18 protein-coding genes are annotated in these 17528 nt (G+C 57.3%); 9 read left to right on the top strand and 9 right to left on the bottom strand.

Going from position 1 to position 17528, the window contains the following annotated elements; translation table 11 throughout:
* Positions 1-27: 27 nt before the first annotated feature.
* Complete coding sequence (locus QMG15_RS00490) at positions 28-921, top strand: LysR substrate-binding domain-containing protein (RefSeq protein ID WP_281789014.1); 894 nt, start codon at positions 28-30, stop codon at positions 919-921.
* Here QMG15_RS00490 and QMG15_RS00485 read toward each other — a convergent pair whose 3' ends face one another.
* The gene (locus QMG15_RS00485) at positions 922-1794 is read right to left on the bottom strand and encodes a LysR substrate-binding domain-containing protein (protein WP_281789013.1); all 873 of its coding nucleotides are present in this window, start codon (positions 1792-1794) and stop codon (positions 922-924) included.
* 119 nt (positions 1795-1913) lie between these two features.
* Here QMG15_RS00485 and QMG15_RS00480 point away from each other — a divergent pair, with 119 nt between their 5' ends.
* Together QMG15_RS00480 and tkt are read left to right on the top strand one after the other, a co-directional pair.
* Positions 1914-2663: an SDR family oxidoreductase gene (locus tag QMG15_RS00480; RefSeq protein WP_281789012.1), complete on the top strand. Its 750-nt coding sequence runs from the start codon at positions 1914-1916 to the stop codon at positions 2661-2663.
* A gap of 12 nt (positions 2664-2675) precedes the next feature.
* Entirely contained in the window at positions 2676-4679 is a 2004-nt protein-coding gene (tkt, locus tag QMG15_RS00475) for a transketolase (RefSeq protein ID WP_281789011.1), read from the top strand.
* A gap of 57 nt (positions 4680-4736) precedes the next feature.
* Here the strand turns inward: tkt and ureG are convergent, their stop codons facing one another.
* Genes ureG through QMG15_RS00440 form a run of 7 tightly spaced genes read right to left on the bottom strand, consistent with a single transcriptional unit; the run spans position 4737 to position 9251 of the window.
* Complete coding sequence (gene ureG, locus QMG15_RS00470; protein WP_281790047.1) at positions 4737-5393, bottom strand: urease accessory protein UreG; 657 nt, start codon at positions 5391-5393, stop codon at positions 4737-4739.
* Positions 5387-6094, bottom strand: coding sequence for an urease accessory protein UreF (locus QMG15_RS00465; RefSeq protein WP_281790046.1), 708 nt, complete (start codon positions 6092-6094; stop codon positions 5387-5389). The genes ureG and QMG15_RS00465 overlap by 7 nt, the downstream gene beginning before the upstream one ends.
* Entirely contained in the window at positions 6084-6635 is a 552-nt protein-coding gene (gene ureE, locus QMG15_RS00460; protein WP_281789010.1) for an urease accessory protein UreE, read from the bottom strand. The genes QMG15_RS00465 and ureE overlap by 11 nt, the downstream gene beginning before the upstream one ends.
* Positions 6636-6644: 9 nt before the next feature.
* On the bottom strand, positions 6645-8387 hold the full coding sequence (gene ureC, locus QMG15_RS00455) for an urease subunit alpha (RefSeq protein ID WP_281789009.1): 1743 nt from the start codon (positions 8385-8387) through the stop codon (positions 6645-6647).
* The gene (locus tag QMG15_RS00450; protein WP_281789008.1) at positions 8387-8722 is read right to left on the bottom strand and encodes an urease subunit beta; all 336 of its coding nucleotides are present in this window, start codon (positions 8720-8722) and stop codon (positions 8387-8389) included. Before QMG15_RS00450 ends, ureC begins: the two co-directional genes overlap by 1 nt.
* Before the next feature lie 12 nt (positions 8723-8734).
* On the bottom strand, positions 8735-8914 hold the full coding sequence (locus QMG15_RS00445) for a hypothetical protein (RefSeq protein ID WP_281789007.1): 180 nt from the start codon (positions 8912-8914) through the stop codon (positions 8735-8737).
* A gap of 34 nt (positions 8915-8948) precedes the next feature.
* Entirely contained in the window at positions 8949-9251 is a 303-nt protein-coding gene (locus QMG15_RS00440) for an urease subunit gamma (RefSeq protein WP_281789006.1), read from the bottom strand.
* Between the two features lie 309 nt (positions 9252-9560).
* Between QMG15_RS00440 and urtA the strand changes: the two genes are divergently transcribed.
* From urtA to urtE, 5 genes are all read left to right on the top strand, one after another.
* Positions 9561-10832, top strand: a complete 1272-nt coding sequence (gene urtA, locus QMG15_RS00435) for an urea ABC transporter substrate-binding protein (protein ID WP_281790045.1) — start codon at positions 9561-9563, stop codon at positions 10830-10832.
* A 63-nt stretch (positions 10833-10895) separates the two neighbouring features.
* Positions 10896-12509 carry an urea ABC transporter permease subunit UrtB gene (urtB, locus tag QMG15_RS00430; RefSeq protein ID WP_281789005.1) on the top strand — a complete coding sequence of 538 codons (1614 nt, stop codon included), beginning with the start codon at positions 10896-10898 and terminating at the stop codon, positions 12507-12509.
* 1 nt (position 12510) lies between these two features.
* Positions 12511-13641 (top strand): urea ABC transporter permease subunit UrtC, encoded by a 1131-nt coding sequence (urtC, locus tag QMG15_RS00425; RefSeq protein ID WP_281789004.1) that lies wholly within the window; start codon positions 12511-12513, stop codon positions 13639-13641.
* Complete coding sequence (urtD, locus tag QMG15_RS00420) at positions 13638-14510, top strand: urea ABC transporter ATP-binding protein UrtD (RefSeq protein WP_281789003.1); 873 nt, start codon at positions 13638-13640, stop codon at positions 14508-14510. The genes urtC and urtD overlap by 4 nt, the downstream gene beginning before the upstream one ends.
* Positions 14511-14545: 35 nt before the next feature.
* The gene (urtE, locus tag QMG15_RS00415; RefSeq protein WP_281790044.1) at positions 14546-15238 is read left to right on the top strand and encodes an urea ABC transporter ATP-binding subunit UrtE; all 693 of its coding nucleotides are present in this window, start codon (positions 14546-14548) and stop codon (positions 15236-15238) included.
* Between the two features lie 118 nt (positions 15239-15356).
* On the opposite strand, the gene QMG15_RS00410 is transcribed toward urtE, so the two are convergent.
* Positions 15357-16190, bottom strand: coding sequence for an urease accessory protein UreD (locus QMG15_RS00410; RefSeq protein WP_281789002.1), 834 nt, complete (start codon positions 16188-16190; stop codon positions 15357-15359).
* 50 nt (positions 16191-16240) lie between these two features.
* Here QMG15_RS00410 and QMG15_RS00405 point away from each other — a divergent pair, with 50 nt between their 5' ends.
* Positions 16241-17518, top strand: a complete 1278-nt coding sequence (locus QMG15_RS00405) for a TIGR03862 family flavoprotein (protein ID WP_281789001.1) — start codon at positions 16241-16243, stop codon at positions 17516-17518.
* Positions 17519-17528 lie beyond the last annotated feature (10 nt).

Genomic DNA, 17528 nt, shown 5'->3' with positions numbered 1-17528 from the left:
TTGATGAGCTAAATTCACCAATTAAACATGCGTCACCTACCGCCTCTAAAGTCTTTAATCGCCTTCGAAGCCGCAGCCAGACTAGGTTCTTTCGGTGCTGCAGCGGATGAATTAAGCCTTACGCCATCCGCAATAAGCCATCAAATTCGTGGCCTTGAAGACACTCTAGGGATTTCCCTATTCCATCGAGTTGGTCGTGTGGTGGAGCTCACCGATGTGGGTCGTCGCTACGCTGAAAGCGTGACCGAAGGAATCAATGTCATTGCGGCAGGGACACGCAGCATTGAGCGTTCGGGCAAAAGCGACATACTGACCATTCACACGGTGCCAAGCTTTGGCACGCAATGGCTCATGCGAAGGCTCTCTCGCTTCAGCGCGATATTTCCAGACATCGATGTCAGGCTCAACGCTTCCGTTTCTTTGGTCAACCTCCTCTCTGAAGAGGCTGACTTTTCAATACGCTATGGCATGGTTTTTCCAGACACGGGCGTCGAGCTGGCGTCTCTGCCAGCAGAAACAATCGTCGCCTTGTGTGCGCCTAGTTTTGCCAAAAAGCACAAGCTACGAAAAAGCAAAGATGTTGCGGGCATCACGCTGATCCACTCTGAAGTGAATATTTACAGCTGGCGTGAATGGCAGCGAGACCATCCAGACGTGATGCTCAAGCTCGACCGTGGGCCGAGATTTGACCGCTCATTCATGGCGATCAGTGCCGCCGTTGATGGTTTGGGGCTTGGACTAGAGAGCCGCTTGCTTGTTGAGCGTGAACTTCAAGAGGGGCGATTGGTATTGCCTTTCGGCGCCGAGGGCCCCACCAAGGTATGTCACCACCTCACCTACCTCAAAGCCAAAGCACATCTTCCGAAGATGAAAGCCTTTCGCGAATGGTTGTTTGAAGAGCTTGAAGCATCGCAACCCTAATTACTTGCAAGCCTTTTGCAGCCATTGCAAAAATTGAACAACTGCCGGACGATTTGTGTTGCGCTGCGGGTAGACCGCAAAGTGCGCTTGAATCGAAAGTGCGGATTGACGTGAAAACACAGGCACCAACTGCCCCCGCTGTAAATAGGCACTAGCCAGCCAAGCACTTTCTAAAGCAATGCCTAGGCCTTGAGCTGCCGCATCCAACGACATCATGGCGCGATCGAAACTCAACTCGACGCGTTCTGGCGGACCTTCAAGCCCCTGTGCCGAAAACCAGTCATGCCATTGCACCCGATTCACCGTTGATTGGATGAGCGGTACATGCAACAGATCTCGTTTATGCCGCACACGATGCGCTTGAATGAAGTCAGGGCTGGCAAGCGGCTGTATCGTTTCCGTGCTCAACGGTTCAATCACCAAATGCTGCCAATTCGGCACGCCGTAACGAATGTCGATGTCCACCAACCCTTGCTGGAAATCTGAGTGTGAAGGTGACGAAGAAACAAACAGCGCGATATCGGGATTCGTTTGCGCAAACTCACTGATACGCGGCATCAACCAAAGGCTGGCAAAGCTCGGACTGGCATGCACATAAAGACTGTGTCGCCCGCCTTGGCGCGCCTCGTGCGTCGCCGCCGAAAGTGCGGCCAAAGCACCCGAAATACGCCGAAGGTAGGCCGCCCCCTCAGGTGTTAGCTGAGTACTTTTGAGCGTTCGCTCGAAAAGCTTGACACCCAACATGCCTTCCAGCTTGGCTATTTGATGACTCACAGCAGAAGGCGTGAGATGAAGCTCTGAAGCAGCAAGCGCAAAGCTTTGCCGCCGTGCAATGGCCTCAAACGCAAGCAGTGATGAGAGTGAAGGGATCATTTCCAGGAAAAGCTAAGGTGAATTTAATTCATCTCACGATGATTTTTTATCGCTTGAACTAACCATCGAGTCTACTCACAATCAGCGCTCCAAAGCTTCAAAAAATTTAGGAGACTCAAATGTTGCTCAAAGACAAAGTGGCCGTCATCACCGGCGGTGCCAGCCTCAATGGCTTAGGTTTTGCCACCGCCCGCATGATGGCGGCGCAAGGTGCCAAGGTGGTGATTCTTGATCTGGAACAGGCCAACCCACAGGCCGCGGCCGCCCAATTAGGCGCCGAACACCTGGGCCTCGTGGCCAACGTGACTGACAAAGCATCGTGCGAAGCCGCTGCTGCGCAAATCAAAGCGAAATACGGTCGCATCGACATCTTGGTCAACAACGCAGGCATTACACAACCCGTCAAGTTCCTTGATATTTCCGGCGCAGACTACGATCGAATCATGGATGTCAGCCTTCGCGGGACGCTGTATGCCTCTCAGGCCATGCTGCCCACCATGCTGGCGCAAAAGAGCGGCTCGATCATCTGTATTTCCTCCGTGTCGGCACAACGCGGCGGCGGCATCTTGGGTGGTCCACACTACTCCGCAGCAAAAGCTGGCGTGCTGGGTCTCGCCCGTGCCATGGCGCGTGAATACGGCGGCAACAACATTCGCGTCAACTGCGTCACACCTGGTCTGATCGCAACCGACATCAACAAAGGCAAGATTCCAGAAGACAAGCATCAGGCCATTCTGGATGGCATTCCACTCGCCCGCATCGGTGAACCCAACGACGTCGCAGGCTGCGTGGTATTTCTCGCGAGCGATCTGTCTAAATACTGCACGGGCGTCACACTTGATGTGAATGGCGGCATGTTGATCCACTGACGCCTATCTGCCATGTCCGCTTTGACCACCACCCCCCTTGCCAACGCCATACGCTTTCTGTCTATTGACGCAATCGTCAAGGCCGAAGAGGGCCACCAAGGCGTTCCGCTGGGCATGGCAGAAATTGCCACCGCGCTGTATACGCGCCACCTCAAGTTCAACCCGCAAGACGCTAACTGGGCCGATCGTGACCGCGTGGTGCTGTCCAATGGACATGGCTCCATGCTTCTGTATTCGCTGCTGCACCTAACGGGTTACCCAGACTTTCCGATTGAAGAAATTCAAAAATTTCGCGAGCTGGACTCAATTTGCGAAGGCCACCCCGAACGCCCACACGGAGCGATCAACGGCATTGAAGTCACCACGGGCCCTCTCGGACAAGGCATTGCCAATGCGTTTGGTATGGCCATCGCCGAGGCTTATCTCAACGCGCGCTTTGGCGACAACTTGGTGAATCATTTCACGTACGCCTTCGTCGGCGACGGGTGCCTGCAAGAAGGCATTGGCCAGGAAATGATTTCTCTCGCAGGACATCTGCGCTTATCCAAGCTGGTTCTGCTTTGGGATGACAACCAAATCACAGACGATGGCAGCACCGAATTGTCGATCAGCGAGAACGTCGCGGAACGCTTTCGAGTTGCAGACTGGCATGTCGTTGAAGTCGATGGTCATGACATGGAAGCCGTTTCGCTTGCGTTAGATGCCGCGCGTACCGACCCGCGACCGTCCATGATCGCGTGTCGCACCATGATCGCCAAAGGCCTTGCACGTCTGCAAGGGCAACGCGGCGGCCACAGCGCGCGACTCTTCCCAGAAGACGCAACAGCTGCGCGTGAATTGCTGCAATGGCCGCATGCACCATTTGAAATACCCGCAAACATCTTGGCGCCTTGGCGTGAAGCTGGTAGACGCAGCTTGCCATCGTATGAGGCCTGGCAAGCGCGGGTTACGAAGCTACCTGAAGCAGACCGCCAGGAGTTCGAACGTGTCATGCGTGGAGAACTTCCTAACGGATGGCAACAGGTCTTGCACGATTACAAACGCCGCGCGTGGGACACATCGCAAAACCAAAGCGGGATTTTGATCTCTGCCGAAATCAACGACTTACTAACACCCGTGTTACCCGAACGCATGGTCGGCTGTGCCGACTTAGAAGCGCCAACCAGCCACAAGCGTCGCTTGTCTGCGTTCACTGCAAAGGATCGCCATGGCGCTTATGTGCATTGCGGCGTACGCGAGCATGTGATGGGCTCCATGGCCAATGGCATGGCGGCACACGGCGGCATCCTGCCGCTGAGTGTGACGTACTTGGCTTTTTCTGATTACCAACGTCCCTCCATGCGAATGGCTGCCTTGATGGCGTTGCCAGTTAAATTTGTTTTCAGTCACGACTCCATTGGCATTGGCAAGAACGGCCCCACACACCAGCCTGTAGAAATATTGGCATCCTTACGTGCCATGCCCAACATGTGGGTCATGCGTCCCGCCGATGCGATAGAGGCAGCCGAGTGCTGGGAGCTTTCGCTCAATCACAAGAGCGGCCCCGTCAGCTTGGTGTTCGCTCGCCAAAACTTACCGCTCGTGCGTACCTCACACACAGAAGAAAATTTATCGCGTCGCGGAGGCTATGTCTTAGCAGAAACCACATGCGGTCCTCGCCTTGTCACGTTGCTCGCAACGGGCTCAGAGGTCATGCTTGCCGTTCAGGCGCGAGCACAACTAGAGGCCTCAGGCATTGGCGCAGCTGTCGTTTCATTGCCATGCTGGGAGCTCTTTGATGCACAAGACGCAACGTACCGTCGTAGCGTCCTTGGGGACGACACTGTGCGAGTTGGCATTGAAGCCGCAGCACGCTTGGGTTGGGATCAATATTTAGGTGAGCATGGCGGGTTCATCGGGATGCAAAGTTTTGGTGCCTCCGGTCCAGCCGATGCGCTTTACAAAAAATTTGGCATCACTCCCGAGGCGGCGGTGGCCGAGGCACACCGCTTACTCAAACGCAAGTCGAAGAACTGAACGGTGTGCCTATCGCCCTTTGGGTGAAGTTGCACAGGTGTAAAAATCCGACAGACTTTAGATCAACATCCCTTTGGTCTCAATGAACTTGACCACCTCTTGCAAACCATCCAAGGTACGCAAGTTGGTCATGACAAAAGGCTTCAAGCCACTCGCATTCGTGCGCATGCGAATGGTGTCGGCTTCCATCACATCTAAGTTCGCTCCCACATAGGGGGCGAGATCGGTTTTGTTGATCACAAACAAATCGCTCTTGGTGATGCCGGGGCCGCCTTTGCGGGGAATTTTTTCGCCAGCCGCGACGTCGATCACATAGATCGTCAAGTCGCTCAGCTCAGGGCTGAAGGTGGCGGCCAAGTTGTCGCCGCCGCTTTCAATGAACACCACATCGGCATCCGGAAAGTCCACCAGCATGCGGTCAATCGCTTCGAGGTTGATGGACGCATCTTCACGAATCGCGGTGTGCGGGCAGCCGCCCGTTTCCACGCCCATGATGCGCTCGGCAGGCAGCGCACCGCTGATGGTCAGCAAGCGTTGGTCTTCTTTGGTGTAAATGTCGTTGGTGATGGCGACGAGGTCGTACTTGTCGCGCATGGCTTTACACAGCATTTCGAGCAAGGTGGTTTTACCGGAGCCCACAGGGCCGCCGATGCCCACGCGCAAGGGTGGCAATTTTTTGGTGCGATGTGCGATGGTGTGTAAGTGCTTCATGATCTAAACAGTCGTGAGTATTGAGTTTCATGTTGAGCCGAAAGAATGGCCAGCATGGGAGAAAAAGCTTGGCGTGTGTCGTCGTTCACTTGCATGGCATGGCTGACGGCGGGTGCGATGTGTTGGGCGAGTTTCGTCAACATGCGTTGCCCCGAATTTTGTCCGAGGGGCACCGACTTGATGGCGGCTTGCACCATGTTCTCGGCCCAGCCAAAGGCATAGGCTTGCAAGCATTGCTCCAGTGGTGCGCCGGTGCGTGACAAAGCCAACGCAAACATCAGCGGGTAGGTGGGCACCCAGCGGTTGCACAGGGCGATGGTGGCTGCATCGATGGCGTCTTGGTTGCGCAGCCACTCCAACATGGAGCGACCCATTTGCTCGCTTTGCAAACGCAGCTCAGCGCTCTCGCGCGTGGCGTGCACCCATTGGCTCAAGGTTTCTAAACGTTCGTGGTCAAGGGCTTGCCATGCGGTGACCATATGACCCAGCACCGCCATATCGCCGCGCGATTGGGTGAGGTGCAATTGATCCAACAACCACTCGGCCGCGCTGTGTTCGTCATGCACAAGCCCGTGGTCGATGGCCGCTTCTAAACCTTCGGAATACGAAAAGCCGCCAATCGGCAACGCGGGTGAGGCGAGCCAGATGAGTTGGAGCAGTGCGGGCGTAGAAGGCGTCGCGACCGTTGCAGCATCAATGGTCATGTTTGCAATGGGGGCCGTGTACATGGCCATGTGCATCGTGTTTATGTGAATGGCTATGGTCATGCTCATGCCTTTGCGCGTGCCCATGGCTGCTGTACGCACCACCCTCTGGCTCAAACGCCTCATGCACGGTGACCACCGTCATGTGCATGGCGCGCAGCATGTCGGCCAGCACATGGTCGGGTTCAATTTTCAAATGATCGGGCTTGAGTTCAATCGGCACATGGCGGTTGCCCAGATGGTAGGCCGCACGCGTCAAATCGAAGGCCGAGCCGTGTTGGGCACACGCGGTGATGCGCAGCACTTCTTGTGGGGCGGCTTGCACGCGTACGAGTGAACCATCTTCGAGCACCAGCACATCGCCACCGCGCACCAAGGTGCCGCGTGGCAAGAACACGCCCAAGGCACGCCCTGTGGAATCGGTCGCATCAAAGCGGCTTTTTTGGCGCACATCCCAATCCAGCGCCACGGTGGCGGCGCGTTTGACCAAGGCAGCGGCCAAGCCTTGGCCGCCAGCGATTAATTTAGAACAGGTGAGCATCGTGAAAAATTAGAACAAGAAATAGCGTTGGGTCATGGGCAAGCTCACCGCGGGTTCGCAGGTGAGCAAATGACCATCGGCGCGCACCGCATAGGTTTGTGCATCCACTTCCATGCGCGGTGCGTAGTCGTTGTGAATCATGTCACGTTTGCCCACGCTGCGAATGTTCTTCACGGCACTCAGGGTTTTGTGCAAACCAAACTTTTGCCCAATGCCAGTAGCCAAACCCGCTTGCGACACAAAGGTGAGCGAGCCACGGTGCAAGGCACCGCCATACGCACCAAACATGGGGCGGTAGTGCACGGGCTGCGGTGTGGGAATGGAGGCATTGGGGTCGCCCATCGCCGCCATGGCGATGAAGCCACCTTTCAAAATGATGCTGGGCTTGATGCCAAAGAACGCGGGCTTCCACACCACCAGGTCGGCCCATTTGCCCACTTCCACGCTGCCCACTTCGTGGCTGATGCCGTGGGCAATAGAAGGGTTGATGGTGTACTTGGCGATGTAGCGCTTGACGCGGAAGTTGTCGTGGCGATCGGTATCGCCCGGCAGAGCACCACGCTGCGCTTTCATCTTGTGCGCGGTTTGCCAAGTGCGGATGATGACTTCACCCACACGCCCCATCGCTTGGCTGTCGCTGCTCATCATGCTGATGGCACCGAGATCGTGCAAGATGTCTTCGGCCGCAATGGTCTCGCGGCGAATGCGGCTTTCGGCAAAGGCCAAGTCTTCGGCAATCGCGGGGTCGAGGTGGTGGCACACCATGAGCATGTCCACATGCTCGTCGAGCGTGTTCACCGTGTACGGGCGCGTGGGGTTGGTGGAGCTGGGCAACACATTGGCCTCGCCCACCACTTTCAAAATGTCGGGCGCATGACCACCGCCCGCACCTTCGGTGTGGAAGGTGTGGATGGTGCGGCCCTTGAAGGCAGCCACGGTGTCTTCCACAAAGCCACTCTCGTTGAGCGTGTCGGTGTGGATGGCCACTTGCGTGTCGGTGGCTTCGGCCACGTTCAAGCAGTTGTCAATCGCCGCGGGCGTGGTGCCCCAGTCTTCGTGCAGCTTCAAACCAATCGCGCCTGCGTTGATTTGCTCGTGCAACGAATCGGGCAGCGCGGCATTGCCTTTGCCCAAGAAGCCAAGGTTCATGGGGAAGGCGTCTGCCGCTTGCAACATACGTTCGATGTTCCAAGCGCCCGGTGTGCAGGTGGTGGCAAAGGTGCCTGTTGCTGGGCCGGTGCCGCCGCCGAGCATGGTGGTCACGCCACTGGTCAAGGCTTCTTCAATTTGTTGGGGCGCGATGAAGTGGATGTGCGTGTCCACGCCGCCTGCCGTGACGATGTTGCCTTCGCAGCTGATCACCTCCGTGCCTGGGCCAATGACGATGTCCACGCCCGGTTGCGTGTCGGGGTTGCCCGCTTTGCCAATGGCCACGATGCGGCCACCTTTCAAACCGATGTCGGCTTTCACGATGCCCCAGTGGTCGATGATGAGCGCGTTGGTCATCACGGTGTCCACGGCGCCACCCGCTTGCGGGCCCGTACCTGCACCATCGCGTGTGCGCTGCGATTGCGCCATGCCGTCGCGGATGGTTTTGCCGCCGCCGAACTTCACTTCTTCGCCATAGCCGCCTGCTTGCAGCGTGAAGTCTTTTTCAACTTCAATGACCAAGTTGGTGTCTGCCAAGCGCAGGCGGTCGCCCACGGTGGGGCCAAACATTTCGGCGTAAGCGCGTTTGCCAATGGTTGCCATCACTTGTGTCCTTTATCGGCGGCGCTTTGATCCACCGCGCCATTCACCAAACCGCGAAAGCCAAACACTTGGCGCTCGCCACTCAGGTCGACCAGCTCGACCGTGCGCTGTTGGCCCGGCTCAAAGCGCACCGCCGTGCCGGATGCGATGTTCAAACGCATGCCGTGTGCAGCAACGCGGTCAAAGCGCAAGCCCGCATTGGTTTCGGCAAAGTGGTAGTGCGAGCCCACTTGGATGGGGCGGTCGCTGGCGTTTTGCACGACCAGCGTGTGCGTGCGTCGGTCAGGGTTGAGGACGTGTTCGCCCTCATCGATCAAGAGTTCACCGGGTGTCATCAGCGCCTCGCTTTATTTGCCACGGCCTGTGAACCACCACACGACGGCAGCGGCCACAGCGATCGACACAAAACCCCACACATCAGTGGCGTGGTAGTGCGAGGCGCCTTCGATGCCGTGGCCTTCGTGCGCAACAGCGAGCGAGGGCAACAACAAAGGCAGACGGCGAATGTAAGAAGCAAGACGTGACATGGCGGTGTTTCCCAAAACGTGGGTCAAAAGAATTTCAAAGAATGGGTTGGTGAACGGTCACGAGCTTGGTGCCGTCGGGGAAGGTGGCTTCGACTTGGATGTCGGGAATCATCTCGGCCACGCCCTCCATCACATCGGCGCGGGTGAGCACGTTGCGTCCTGCGCTCATGAGTTGCGCCACGGTTTTGCCATCACGGGCGCCTTCCATGACGGCTGCGCTGATGAGGGCCACGGCTTCGGGGTAGTTGAGCTTCAAGCCACGGGCTTGTCGGCGCTCGGCCAACAAGGCGGCAGTGAAGATCAAGAGCTTGTCTTTTTCGCGAGGAGTGAGTTCCATAGTGGTTTGGTCTATGCAACTTGCGTGCCCTCTTTTGCAGTGCATCGCATGCGCCAAGTGCATGCTTTGGTGCATAAAACCTGTCTTGGTGCACGCACAACCACACCTCAAGCCGCGCCACCTTGGTGCATGGCGCCTGAATTGAACTGTCTTGGTGCATCCGCGCCGCGCTTGAGATGCACCTTATAGCAACGCTACTTTTTGCCTAGGAGAAATGCGCGTTGGCACAGGGTTTGCGATAGCTGTTACGAAGCGCACCGTTACCACGAGCGCCGAACCAACCCTTAATTTTTGGAGTGAACCCCCATGATGAATCGTCGAGGAAATCTGAAGGCTTTGGCCGCGGCTGCGGCTCTGTCCGTTGGCTCATTTGTGATCGCACCACAAGCGCTGGCGGCAGACACCATCAAGGTTGGCGTGCTGCACAGCCTGTCAGGCACCATGGCGATTTCTGAAACTGTGTTGAAAGACACCGTGCTGATGGCCATCGACGAAATCAACGCCAAGGGCGGCGTGTTGGGCAAAAAGCTCGAACCCGTGGTGGTCGACCCCGCTTCGAACTGGCCTTTGTTTGCTGAGAAAACCAAGCAGTTGCTCGGCCAAGACAAGGTTTCGGTCATCTTCGGTTGCTGGACTTCGGTGTCTCGTAAATCGGTGTTGCCTGTTGTGGAAGAAATGAACGGCTTGCTGTTCTACCCCGTGCAATACGAAGGTGAAGAGCTCAGCAAAAACGTGTTCTACACAGGCGCAGCGCCTAACCAACAAGCCATCCCCGCGGTGGACTATTTGATGAGCAAAGACGGCGGCGGCGCCAAGCGTTGGGTCTTGTTGGGCACCGACTATGTATACCCACGCACCACCAACAAAATTTTGCGCGCCTACCTCAAGAGCAAGGGCGTGGCCGACAAAGACATCGACGAGAAGTACACCCCGTTTGGTCACAGCGATTACCAAACCATCGTGGCTGACATCAAGAAGTTTTCTGCGGGCGGCAAAACTGCCGTGGTGTCCACCATCAACGGTGACTCCAACGTGCCGTTTTACAAAGAACTCGGCAACGCTGGCTTGAAAGCCAAAGACGTGCCCGTCGTCGCCTTCTCAGTCGGTGAAGAAGAGTTGCGCGGCGTGGACACCAAGCCTTTGGTCGGTCACTTGGCGGCATGGAACTACTTCATGTCCATCAAGAGCCCCACCAACGATGAGTTCATCAAGAAATGGTCTGCCTACGCCAAAGCCAAAGGCATCGCTGGCCACAAAGACAAGCCTTTGACCAACGACCCGATGGAAGCCACTTACATCGGCATCAACATGTGGAAGCAAGCGGTTGAAAAAGCCAAGTCCACCGATGTGGACAAAGTCATCGCCGCCATGGCCGGTCAAACCTTCAAAGCGCCCAGCGGCATCGTGAGCAAGATGGATGAAAAGAACCACCACTTGCACAAGTCGGTGTTCATCGGCGAGATCAAGGCTGACGGCCAATTCAACGTGGTTTGGAAAACACCAGGCCCCGTCAAAGCCAAGCCATGGAGCCCCTTCATCGAAGGCAATGCTTCAAAGCCTGATGAGCCTGTGAAGAAGTAACCCTTTCTCCGAGGGATGAACTTGGGGGAGGGCACGGCCCTCCCCTTTTTTATGGGAATCTGGATGACCTGTTTTTCTTTACCTGCGTGGGCACGTCAGCTCGCGCTGCGCGGTGTTTGCACACTGGCACTCGGCGTGTTGAGCCATGCCTCTGCATTGGCGTTGACCACGGAACAAACACGCGCACTCACGCTGGGTGACACCGATGCGCGCGTGACCGCACTGCAAAAAGCACTCGCCTCACCCGACGCACCAACCGCCGCCTTTTTGCAAGCCATGGCCGATGACGCGGTGAAAGTGAATGGCACCCAAGTGCTGGTGGTGCGCGACGGCAAAGCGTTTGACCCCGTGAGCGGTGAAGCCACCGCCCTGCCCGACACCGCAGAAGACGTGATCAACAACAACCGCATGCGCGGCGAAATTGACGCCGCCTTGTCTGCCCTGCAATTGCTCAGCCCCGATGCCGCCTTGCGTGTGCAAGCTGCCAAGTCGGTGCTGAAAGAACCCGACCCGACCAAACTTGCCATGCTGGAAAAAGCCTTGGCCAGCGAAAGCAACGAGGGCGTGAAAAAACAAATGCTGTTGGCCCGCGCGGCGATTTTGCTCAACAGCAACAACGCCGACGAACGCTTTGCCTCGGCCAAAACTTTGGCTGACAGCCAAACGCCGGACACCCAACTTTTGCTCAACCAACGTCTGAGCCAAGAGGAAGACAAAAAGGTGCGCGCTCAGTTGCAAACCTCGTTGCTCACCATCCAAGCGGCGTTGAGCTGGGGTGAAAAACTCGGCGCCTTGTTCACCGGCATCAGCTTGGGCTCTATCTTGTTGTTGGTGGCCTTAGGGCTAGCCATCACCTACGGTTTGATGGGTGTCATCAACATGGCACACGGCGAGCTGATGATGATTGGTGCGTATGCCACCTACGTGGTGCAGGGCTTGTTTCGCCAATATTTACCGGGCATGTTTGACGCGTATTTGTTGGTGGCCGTGCCAGCCTCGTTCCTCGCAGCGGCCTTGGTGGGTGCGGTGCTGGAGCGATTGGTGTTGCGTCACTTGTATGGCCGCCCGCTCGAAACACTGCTGGCCACATGGGGCATCAGCTTGGTGTTGATGCAAGGCGTGCGCAGCATTTTTGGCGCGCAAAACGTGGGCGTCGAAAACCCTTCGTGGATGAGCGGCGGCGTGCAACTGCTGGCCAACCTCTCGCTGCCCTACAACCGTTTGATCATCATTGGCTTTGCGGTGTTTGTGTTGGTGGGCATGACGCTCTTGATCAGCAAAACACGTTTGGGTTTGTTCGTGCGCGGTGTGACACAAAACCGCCCGATGGCTTCGGCTTTGGGCGTGAACACGGCACGCATTGACACCTATGCGTTCTCTCTCGGCTGCGGCATCGCGGGCTTGGCCGGTTGTGCGCTCAGCCAAATCGGCAACGTCGGGCCAGACCTCGGTCAAAACTACATCGTCGACGCCTTCATGGTGGTGGTGCTGGGTGGCGTGGGTCAACTGGCGGGCACGGTGTATGCCGCGATGGGCCTCGGCCTCATGAACAAATTGCTCGAAGGCGTGGCCGGTGCCGTGCTGGCCAAGATTGCGGTGTTGGTGTTCATCATTGTGTTCATCCAAAAACGCCCCCAAGGCATCTTTGCCATGAAAGGCCGCAGTGCGGAGGCATGACATGACACACACCACTTCTACTTTGCAACTGCCAGAGGCACCCGCTTTGTTGGGCACCAAGGGCTGGATTTTTTTCTTGGCTGCGTTCATCACCGTGTGCGCGGTGGTGCCTGTGCTCAACCTATGGGTACCCGCAGACAACGTGTTCCACATGAGTGACTACGCCGTGGCCTTGGTGGGCAAGATCATGTGCTACGCCATCTGTGCGCTCGCCATGGATTTGATTTGGGGCTACACCGGCATCTTGTCGCTTGGCCACGGTTTGTTTTTTGCACTCGGCGGCTACGTGATGGGCATGTACCTGATGCGCCAGATCGGCACCGACGGCAACTACAAAAGTAACCTGCCCGACTTCATGGTGTTCCTCGATTGGAAAACCTTGCCTTTGCATTGGACCTTCAGTGACAGCTTTCTTGCCACGCTGTTGCTGATCGTGTTGGTGCCTGGTGTGTTGGCCTTTGTGTTTGGCTACTTTGCGTTTCGCTCGCGCATCAAAGGCGTGTATTTCTCCATCATCACGCAGGCCATGACGTTTGCCGCCATGCTGCTGTTCTTCCGCAATGAGACTGGCTTTGGTGGCAACAACGGTTTCACCGATTTCAAACGCATCTTGGACTTGCCCATTGCCACACCCGCCATGCGCATGACCTTGTTTGTCCTGACGGGCTGGGCCTTGCTGATGAGCTTTTTGTTTGCCCGCTGGTTAGTGCAAAGCAAGTTTGGTCGCGTGCTGCAAGCCATTCGCGATGCAGAAAGCCGCGTGATGTTTTCAGGCTACTCGCCCCTGCCCTACAAGCTCACCATCTGGGTCATCTCGGCCGTGATGTGCGGCATTGCTGGGGCCTTGTATGTGCCGCAAGTGGGCATCATCAACCCCAGCGAAATGAGCCCCGCCAACTCGATTGAGATGGCGGTGTGGGCCGCCGTGGGTGGCCGTGCAACGCTACTGGGCCCCATCGTGGGTGCGTTCTTGGTCAACGGCATGAAGAGCTGGTTAACGGTGACGGCGCCTGAGTTTTGGTTGTATTTCTTGGGTGCGTTGTTCATTGGCGTGACGCTGTACATGCCGCAGGGCGTGGTGGGCCTGATGCAAAAACTCAGCGCCAAGACAAAAGCAGAGGAGCGCGTATGACCCCCGATCTGTTTGAAGAAGGCGCCCAGCGCCTCGCCACACACCAAGCGCGCGTGGTGAACGACGTCACCTCTGGCGACCGCAGCGCGGGCTATGGCCGAATCCACGAACCCGGCAGCCTTGACCTGACGCATGGCCGCATCTTGTACTTAGAAGATGTACACGTGAGCTTTGATGGGTTCAAAGCCATCAACGGTTTGTCACTCGACATTGCACCGGGCGAGCTGCGCTGCATCATCGGTCCCAACGGCGCGGGCAAGACCACGATGATGGACATCATCACCGGCAAAACCAAACCCGACTCGGGCCAAGTGTTCTTTGGCAGCACCATCGACTTGTTGCGCCACAACGAGCCCGAAATTGCGCAGCTGGGCATTGGCCGCAAGTTTCAAAAACCCACGGTGTTTGAACACTTGAGCGTGTTTGAAAACTTAGAGCTGGCCTTGAAAACCCACAAGGGCGTGGCTGCCTCGATGTTCTTCAAACTCAACGGCACGCAGCGCGACCGCCTGAGCGAAGTGCTGCACACCATCCACCTAGAGGACAGCGTGAACGACCAAGCAGGCAACCTGAGCCACGGCCAAAAGCAGTGGCTGGAGATTGGCATGTTGCTCATGCAAGACCCCAAACTCTTGCTGCTCGACGAACCCGTGGCCGGCATGACCGACTTTGAAACCGAACGCACGGCAGAACTTTTCTTGACCCTCAAGGGCAAACACTCGCTGATGGTGGTGGAACACGACATGAGCTTCATCAACACCATCTCCGACATCGTCACCGTGCTGTGCGACGGCTCGGTGTTGGCGCAAGGCACGCTGGCACAAGTGCAAGCCGACGAGCGCGTGATTGAGGTGTACCTAGGCCGCTAACTCTGATGTTGACTATGCAAACCACACACACGCCCATCCTTCAAGCCGCCAACATCAACCAGTTCTACGGCGGCTCACACATCCTGCGCGATGTGAGCTTTGAAGCCAACCTAGGCCGCATCACCGTGCTGCTGGGTCGCAACGGCGTGGGCAAAACCACGCTGCTCAAATCACTGATGGGTGCGGTTCCCATTCGCGATGGCAGCATCACCTTCAACGGCGAAGCCATCGAACGCGCCGCACCGTACGAGCGTGCACGCGCAGGCATTGGCTATGTGCCGCAAGGCCGAGAAATTTTTGCGCGCTTAACGGTAGAAGACAACTTGCGCATGGGCCTCGCCACGCAACCCGCAGGCACAGACATTCCCGCGGAGTTGTTTGAACTGTTCCCTGTGCTCAAACAAATGCTGCATCGCCGTGGTGGTGATTTGTCGGGCGGCCAACAGCAACAACTCGCCATTGCGAGGGCCTTGGCTTCAGGCCCCAAGTTGTTGGTATTGGATGAACCGACTGAAGGCATTCAACCCAGCATCATCAAAGACATCGGCCGCGTGATTCGCATGCTGGCCAGCCGTGGCGACATGGCCATCTTGCTGTGCGAGCAGTATTACGACTTTGCCGAGGAATTGGCAGACGACTATTTGGTGATGGAACGCGGTGAAGTGATTGCGCGCGGCTTAGGTTCGGATATGCAGAGGGATAACGTACGTCAGCTGGTTGCAATCTAAAACAACGCAGGCCGCAGTCTGGGGGCAGAGGGGTTGGGCAGGTGACGACTTCTGGTACCCCAGCATGAGGAACCTGCCCAACCCCTCTGCCTCCAGCGAGCCCAGCAAAAACCAAAAACTACATAGACCAAATACGCGGCGGCACATCCGACATACCCCACATGCCGCGTCGCCACGAAGCCCAAACCCCACGCAACAAATTTTGCGCAGGCTCCACCAAGGGCGACAAAGTGCGCAACACCACCACACGCGGATGCGGCGATGTCACACCCGCGACCAACCCCGCAGGCGAAGCCTCCGTCAACTCACGCGCCAAGGCCAAAGCCAAATCGCGTCGCTCACGCGGCAAGTCGGCGCCACACGCAAATACCAACGTGGCCATGCAGCGGTGCTTGGCCAAACCCAAAGGGCCATCCATCAAACGCGCGTCTTGTGCATCAACCAGTCCGCGCTCTAGCCACACGCCGGACACTTCTAGGTGCTGCTGCAACTGACCGCGTTCAAACGGCAAGTTGGCATTGGGCAAACCCAGCGCCGTGATGTCCCACGCCATCATCTCTGCCGTGGGGGCCAAATCAAACACGGCATGGTTCAAACCGTGGCAGCCGTTGTAGGCAATGGTTTCTAACGGCAGCCACTCTAAGCGTGCGCCATCGCCCACATGGGCTTTGACTTGTTGCGTGGCCAAGCCTTGTTCGCTTCTGTAAAAACGTGTGGCACCAGGTGTGGTGAGCAGCGCGTGCGTGTTGGCGCCCAAACTCAACTGAATGTCCAACAAGTCGCCGCCCACCAAACCACTGGGCGGATGCACCAGGACGTTGTGGCACACGGCGTCGCCTTCGGGGTAAAGGCTTTGCAACACACGCAGCGGGCCTTCGTGTTCAAACTTAGCCACCGTACGCGCCGCGCTAAGGGTGTAGTCGAGTTTGAGATGTGCGTGCCAACCAGTCATGCGCTGATTTTCGCTCACGATGCAAGGTATTCGCCGCCTACACTTAGTGGGTGACTACAAATACAAACCAACAAATCGCCATCATTGGCGCAGGCCCCGCTGGCCTGATGGCCGCTGAAATGCTCAGCGCTGCAGGCGTTCACGTGCATGTGTATGACGCCATGCCTTCGGTGGGTCGTAAATTTTTGCTGGCTGGCTTGGGTGGGCTCAACCTCACGCACGCAGAGCCTTTTGAGCTGTTCACCACCCGTTACGCCGAGCGCAGCGAGGCTTGCGCCGCTTGGCTCAAAACCTTTGATGCGACTGCCATTTGCGAATGGGTCAAAGGCTTAGGCCTGGACACCTTTGTAGGCAGCTCGCAGCGCATCTTCCCTACCGACATGAAAGCCGCGCCGCTGCTGCGTGCGTGGTTGCACCGTTTGCGCCACCCCGCACAGGGCGTGCCCGTCACGTTTCATATGCGCCACCGTTGGAACGGTGCGTTGCAACACACCGATCAACAATTCACATTGCGCTTTGACACGCCACAAGGCGAACAGACAGTGCAAGCCAATGCTGTGCTGTTGGCACTGGGCGGCGGCAGCTGGGCCAAGCTGGGCTCGGACGGCGCGTGGCAGCCGTGGGTGAGCGCGTTAGGCATGGACGTGTCGCCACTGCGCCCCGCCAACTGCGGCTTTGACGTGCAGGGACGTGATGGAAAGACCGGCTGGAGCAGCCACTTATCAAGCCAGTTTGCAGGCGCACCGCTCAAGTCGGTGGCCTTGTCGTTCACCGACAGCTTAGGCGCTCGCTTTAGCCGTCGCGGCGAATTCGTGGTGACCGCCACAGGCGTGGAAGGCAATTTGGTTTACGCCGCTTCAGCTTTGTTGCGCGACGACATAGCACGCAACGGTAGCGCCACCTTGGCACTCGATCTCAAACCCGATTTCACGCCCGAGCGCGTGTTGGCCGAGGTGTCGCACCCACGCGGCAGCCGTTCGCTCAGCAGCCATTTGAAAAGCCGCCTCAACCTCACCGCTTTGCATTTGGCACTGCTGCACGAAGTGTTGAGCAAAGAAGCCATGAACGACCCGGCGCAACTGGCCGCAGCCATCAAACATTTGCCCATCACGCTGGCGTCTACGCGCCCCATAGACGAAGCCATCAGCAGCGCAGGCGGCGTGCGCCTAGAAGCACTGGACGCGCACCTGATGGCCAGCGCCCTGCCCGGCCTGTTTGTGGCGGGTGAAATGCTGGACTGGGAAGCGCCTACCGGCGGCTACCTGCTGAGCGCCTGCCTGGCCAGTGGCCGCGTGGCGGGCCTTGGCGCGACAAAGTATTTGGGCTGACCCACTATGA

This window comes from Limnohabitans sp. INBF002 (genome assembly GCF_027924905.1).
Classification (GTDB): domain Bacteria; phylum Pseudomonadota; class Gammaproteobacteria; order Burkholderiales; family Burkholderiaceae_C; genus Limnohabitans.
Note: the sequence above shows the minus strand (reverse complement) of the source record. Positions and strands in the feature narration are given on the sequence as shown.

Bases quoted from the DNA above. Each gene is read 5' to 3' on its own strand.
- urtB (WP_281789005.1), top strand. From the start codon at position 10,896: ATGACCTGTTTTTCTTTACCTGCGTGGGCACGTCAGCTCGCGCTGCGC.
- urtA (WP_281790045.1), top strand. From the start codon at position 9,561: ATGAATCGTCGAGGAAATCTGAAGGCTTTGGCCGCGGCTGCGGCTCTG.
- urtD (WP_281789003.1), top strand. From the start codon at position 13,638: ATGACCCCCGATCTGTTTGAAGAAGGCGCCCAGCGCCTCGCCACACAC.
- QMG15_RS00490 (WP_281789014.1), top strand. From the start codon at position 28: ATGCGTCACCTACCGCCTCTAAAGTCTTTAATCGCCTTCGAAGCCGCA.
- QMG15_RS00410 (WP_281789002.1), bottom strand. From the start codon at position 16,190: ATGACTGGTTGGCACGCACATCTCAAACTCGACTACACCCTTAGCGCG.
- QMG15_RS00480 (WP_281789012.1), top strand. From the start codon at position 1,914: ATGTTGCTCAAAGACAAAGTGGCCGTCATCACCGGCGGTGCCAGCCTC.
- QMG15_RS00485 (WP_281789013.1), bottom strand. From the start codon at position 1,794: ATGATCCCTTCACTCTCATCACTGCTTGCGTTTGAGGCCATTGCACGG.
- tkt (WP_281789011.1), top strand. From the start codon at position 2,676: ATGTCCGCTTTGACCACCACCCCCCTTGCCAACGCCATACGCTTTCTG.
- QMG15_RS00450 (WP_281789008.1), bottom strand. From the start codon at position 8,722: ATGACACCCGGTGAACTCTTGATCGATGAGGGCGAACACGTCCTCAAC.
- urtC (WP_281789004.1), top strand. From the start codon at position 12,511: ATGACACACACCACTTCTACTTTGCAACTGCCAGAGGCACCCGCTTTG.
- QMG15_RS00445 (WP_281789007.1), bottom strand. From the start codon at position 8,914: ATGTCACGTCTTGCTTCTTACATTCGCCGTCTGCCTTTGTTGTTGCCC.
- QMG15_RS00440 (WP_281789006.1), bottom strand. From the start codon at position 9,251: ATGGAACTCACTCCTCGCGAAAAAGACAAGCTCTTGATCTTCACTGCC.
- QMG15_RS00465 (WP_281790046.1), bottom strand. From the start codon at position 6,094: ATGACCATTGATGCTGCAACGGTCGCGACGCCTTCTACGCCCGCACTG.
- ureC (WP_281789009.1), bottom strand. From the start codon at position 8,387: ATGGCAACCATTGGCAAACGCGCTTACGCCGAAATGTTTGGCCCCACC.
- ureE (WP_281789010.1), bottom strand. From the start codon at position 6,635: ATGCTCACCTGTTCTAAATTAATCGCTGGCGGCCAAGGCTTGGCCGCT.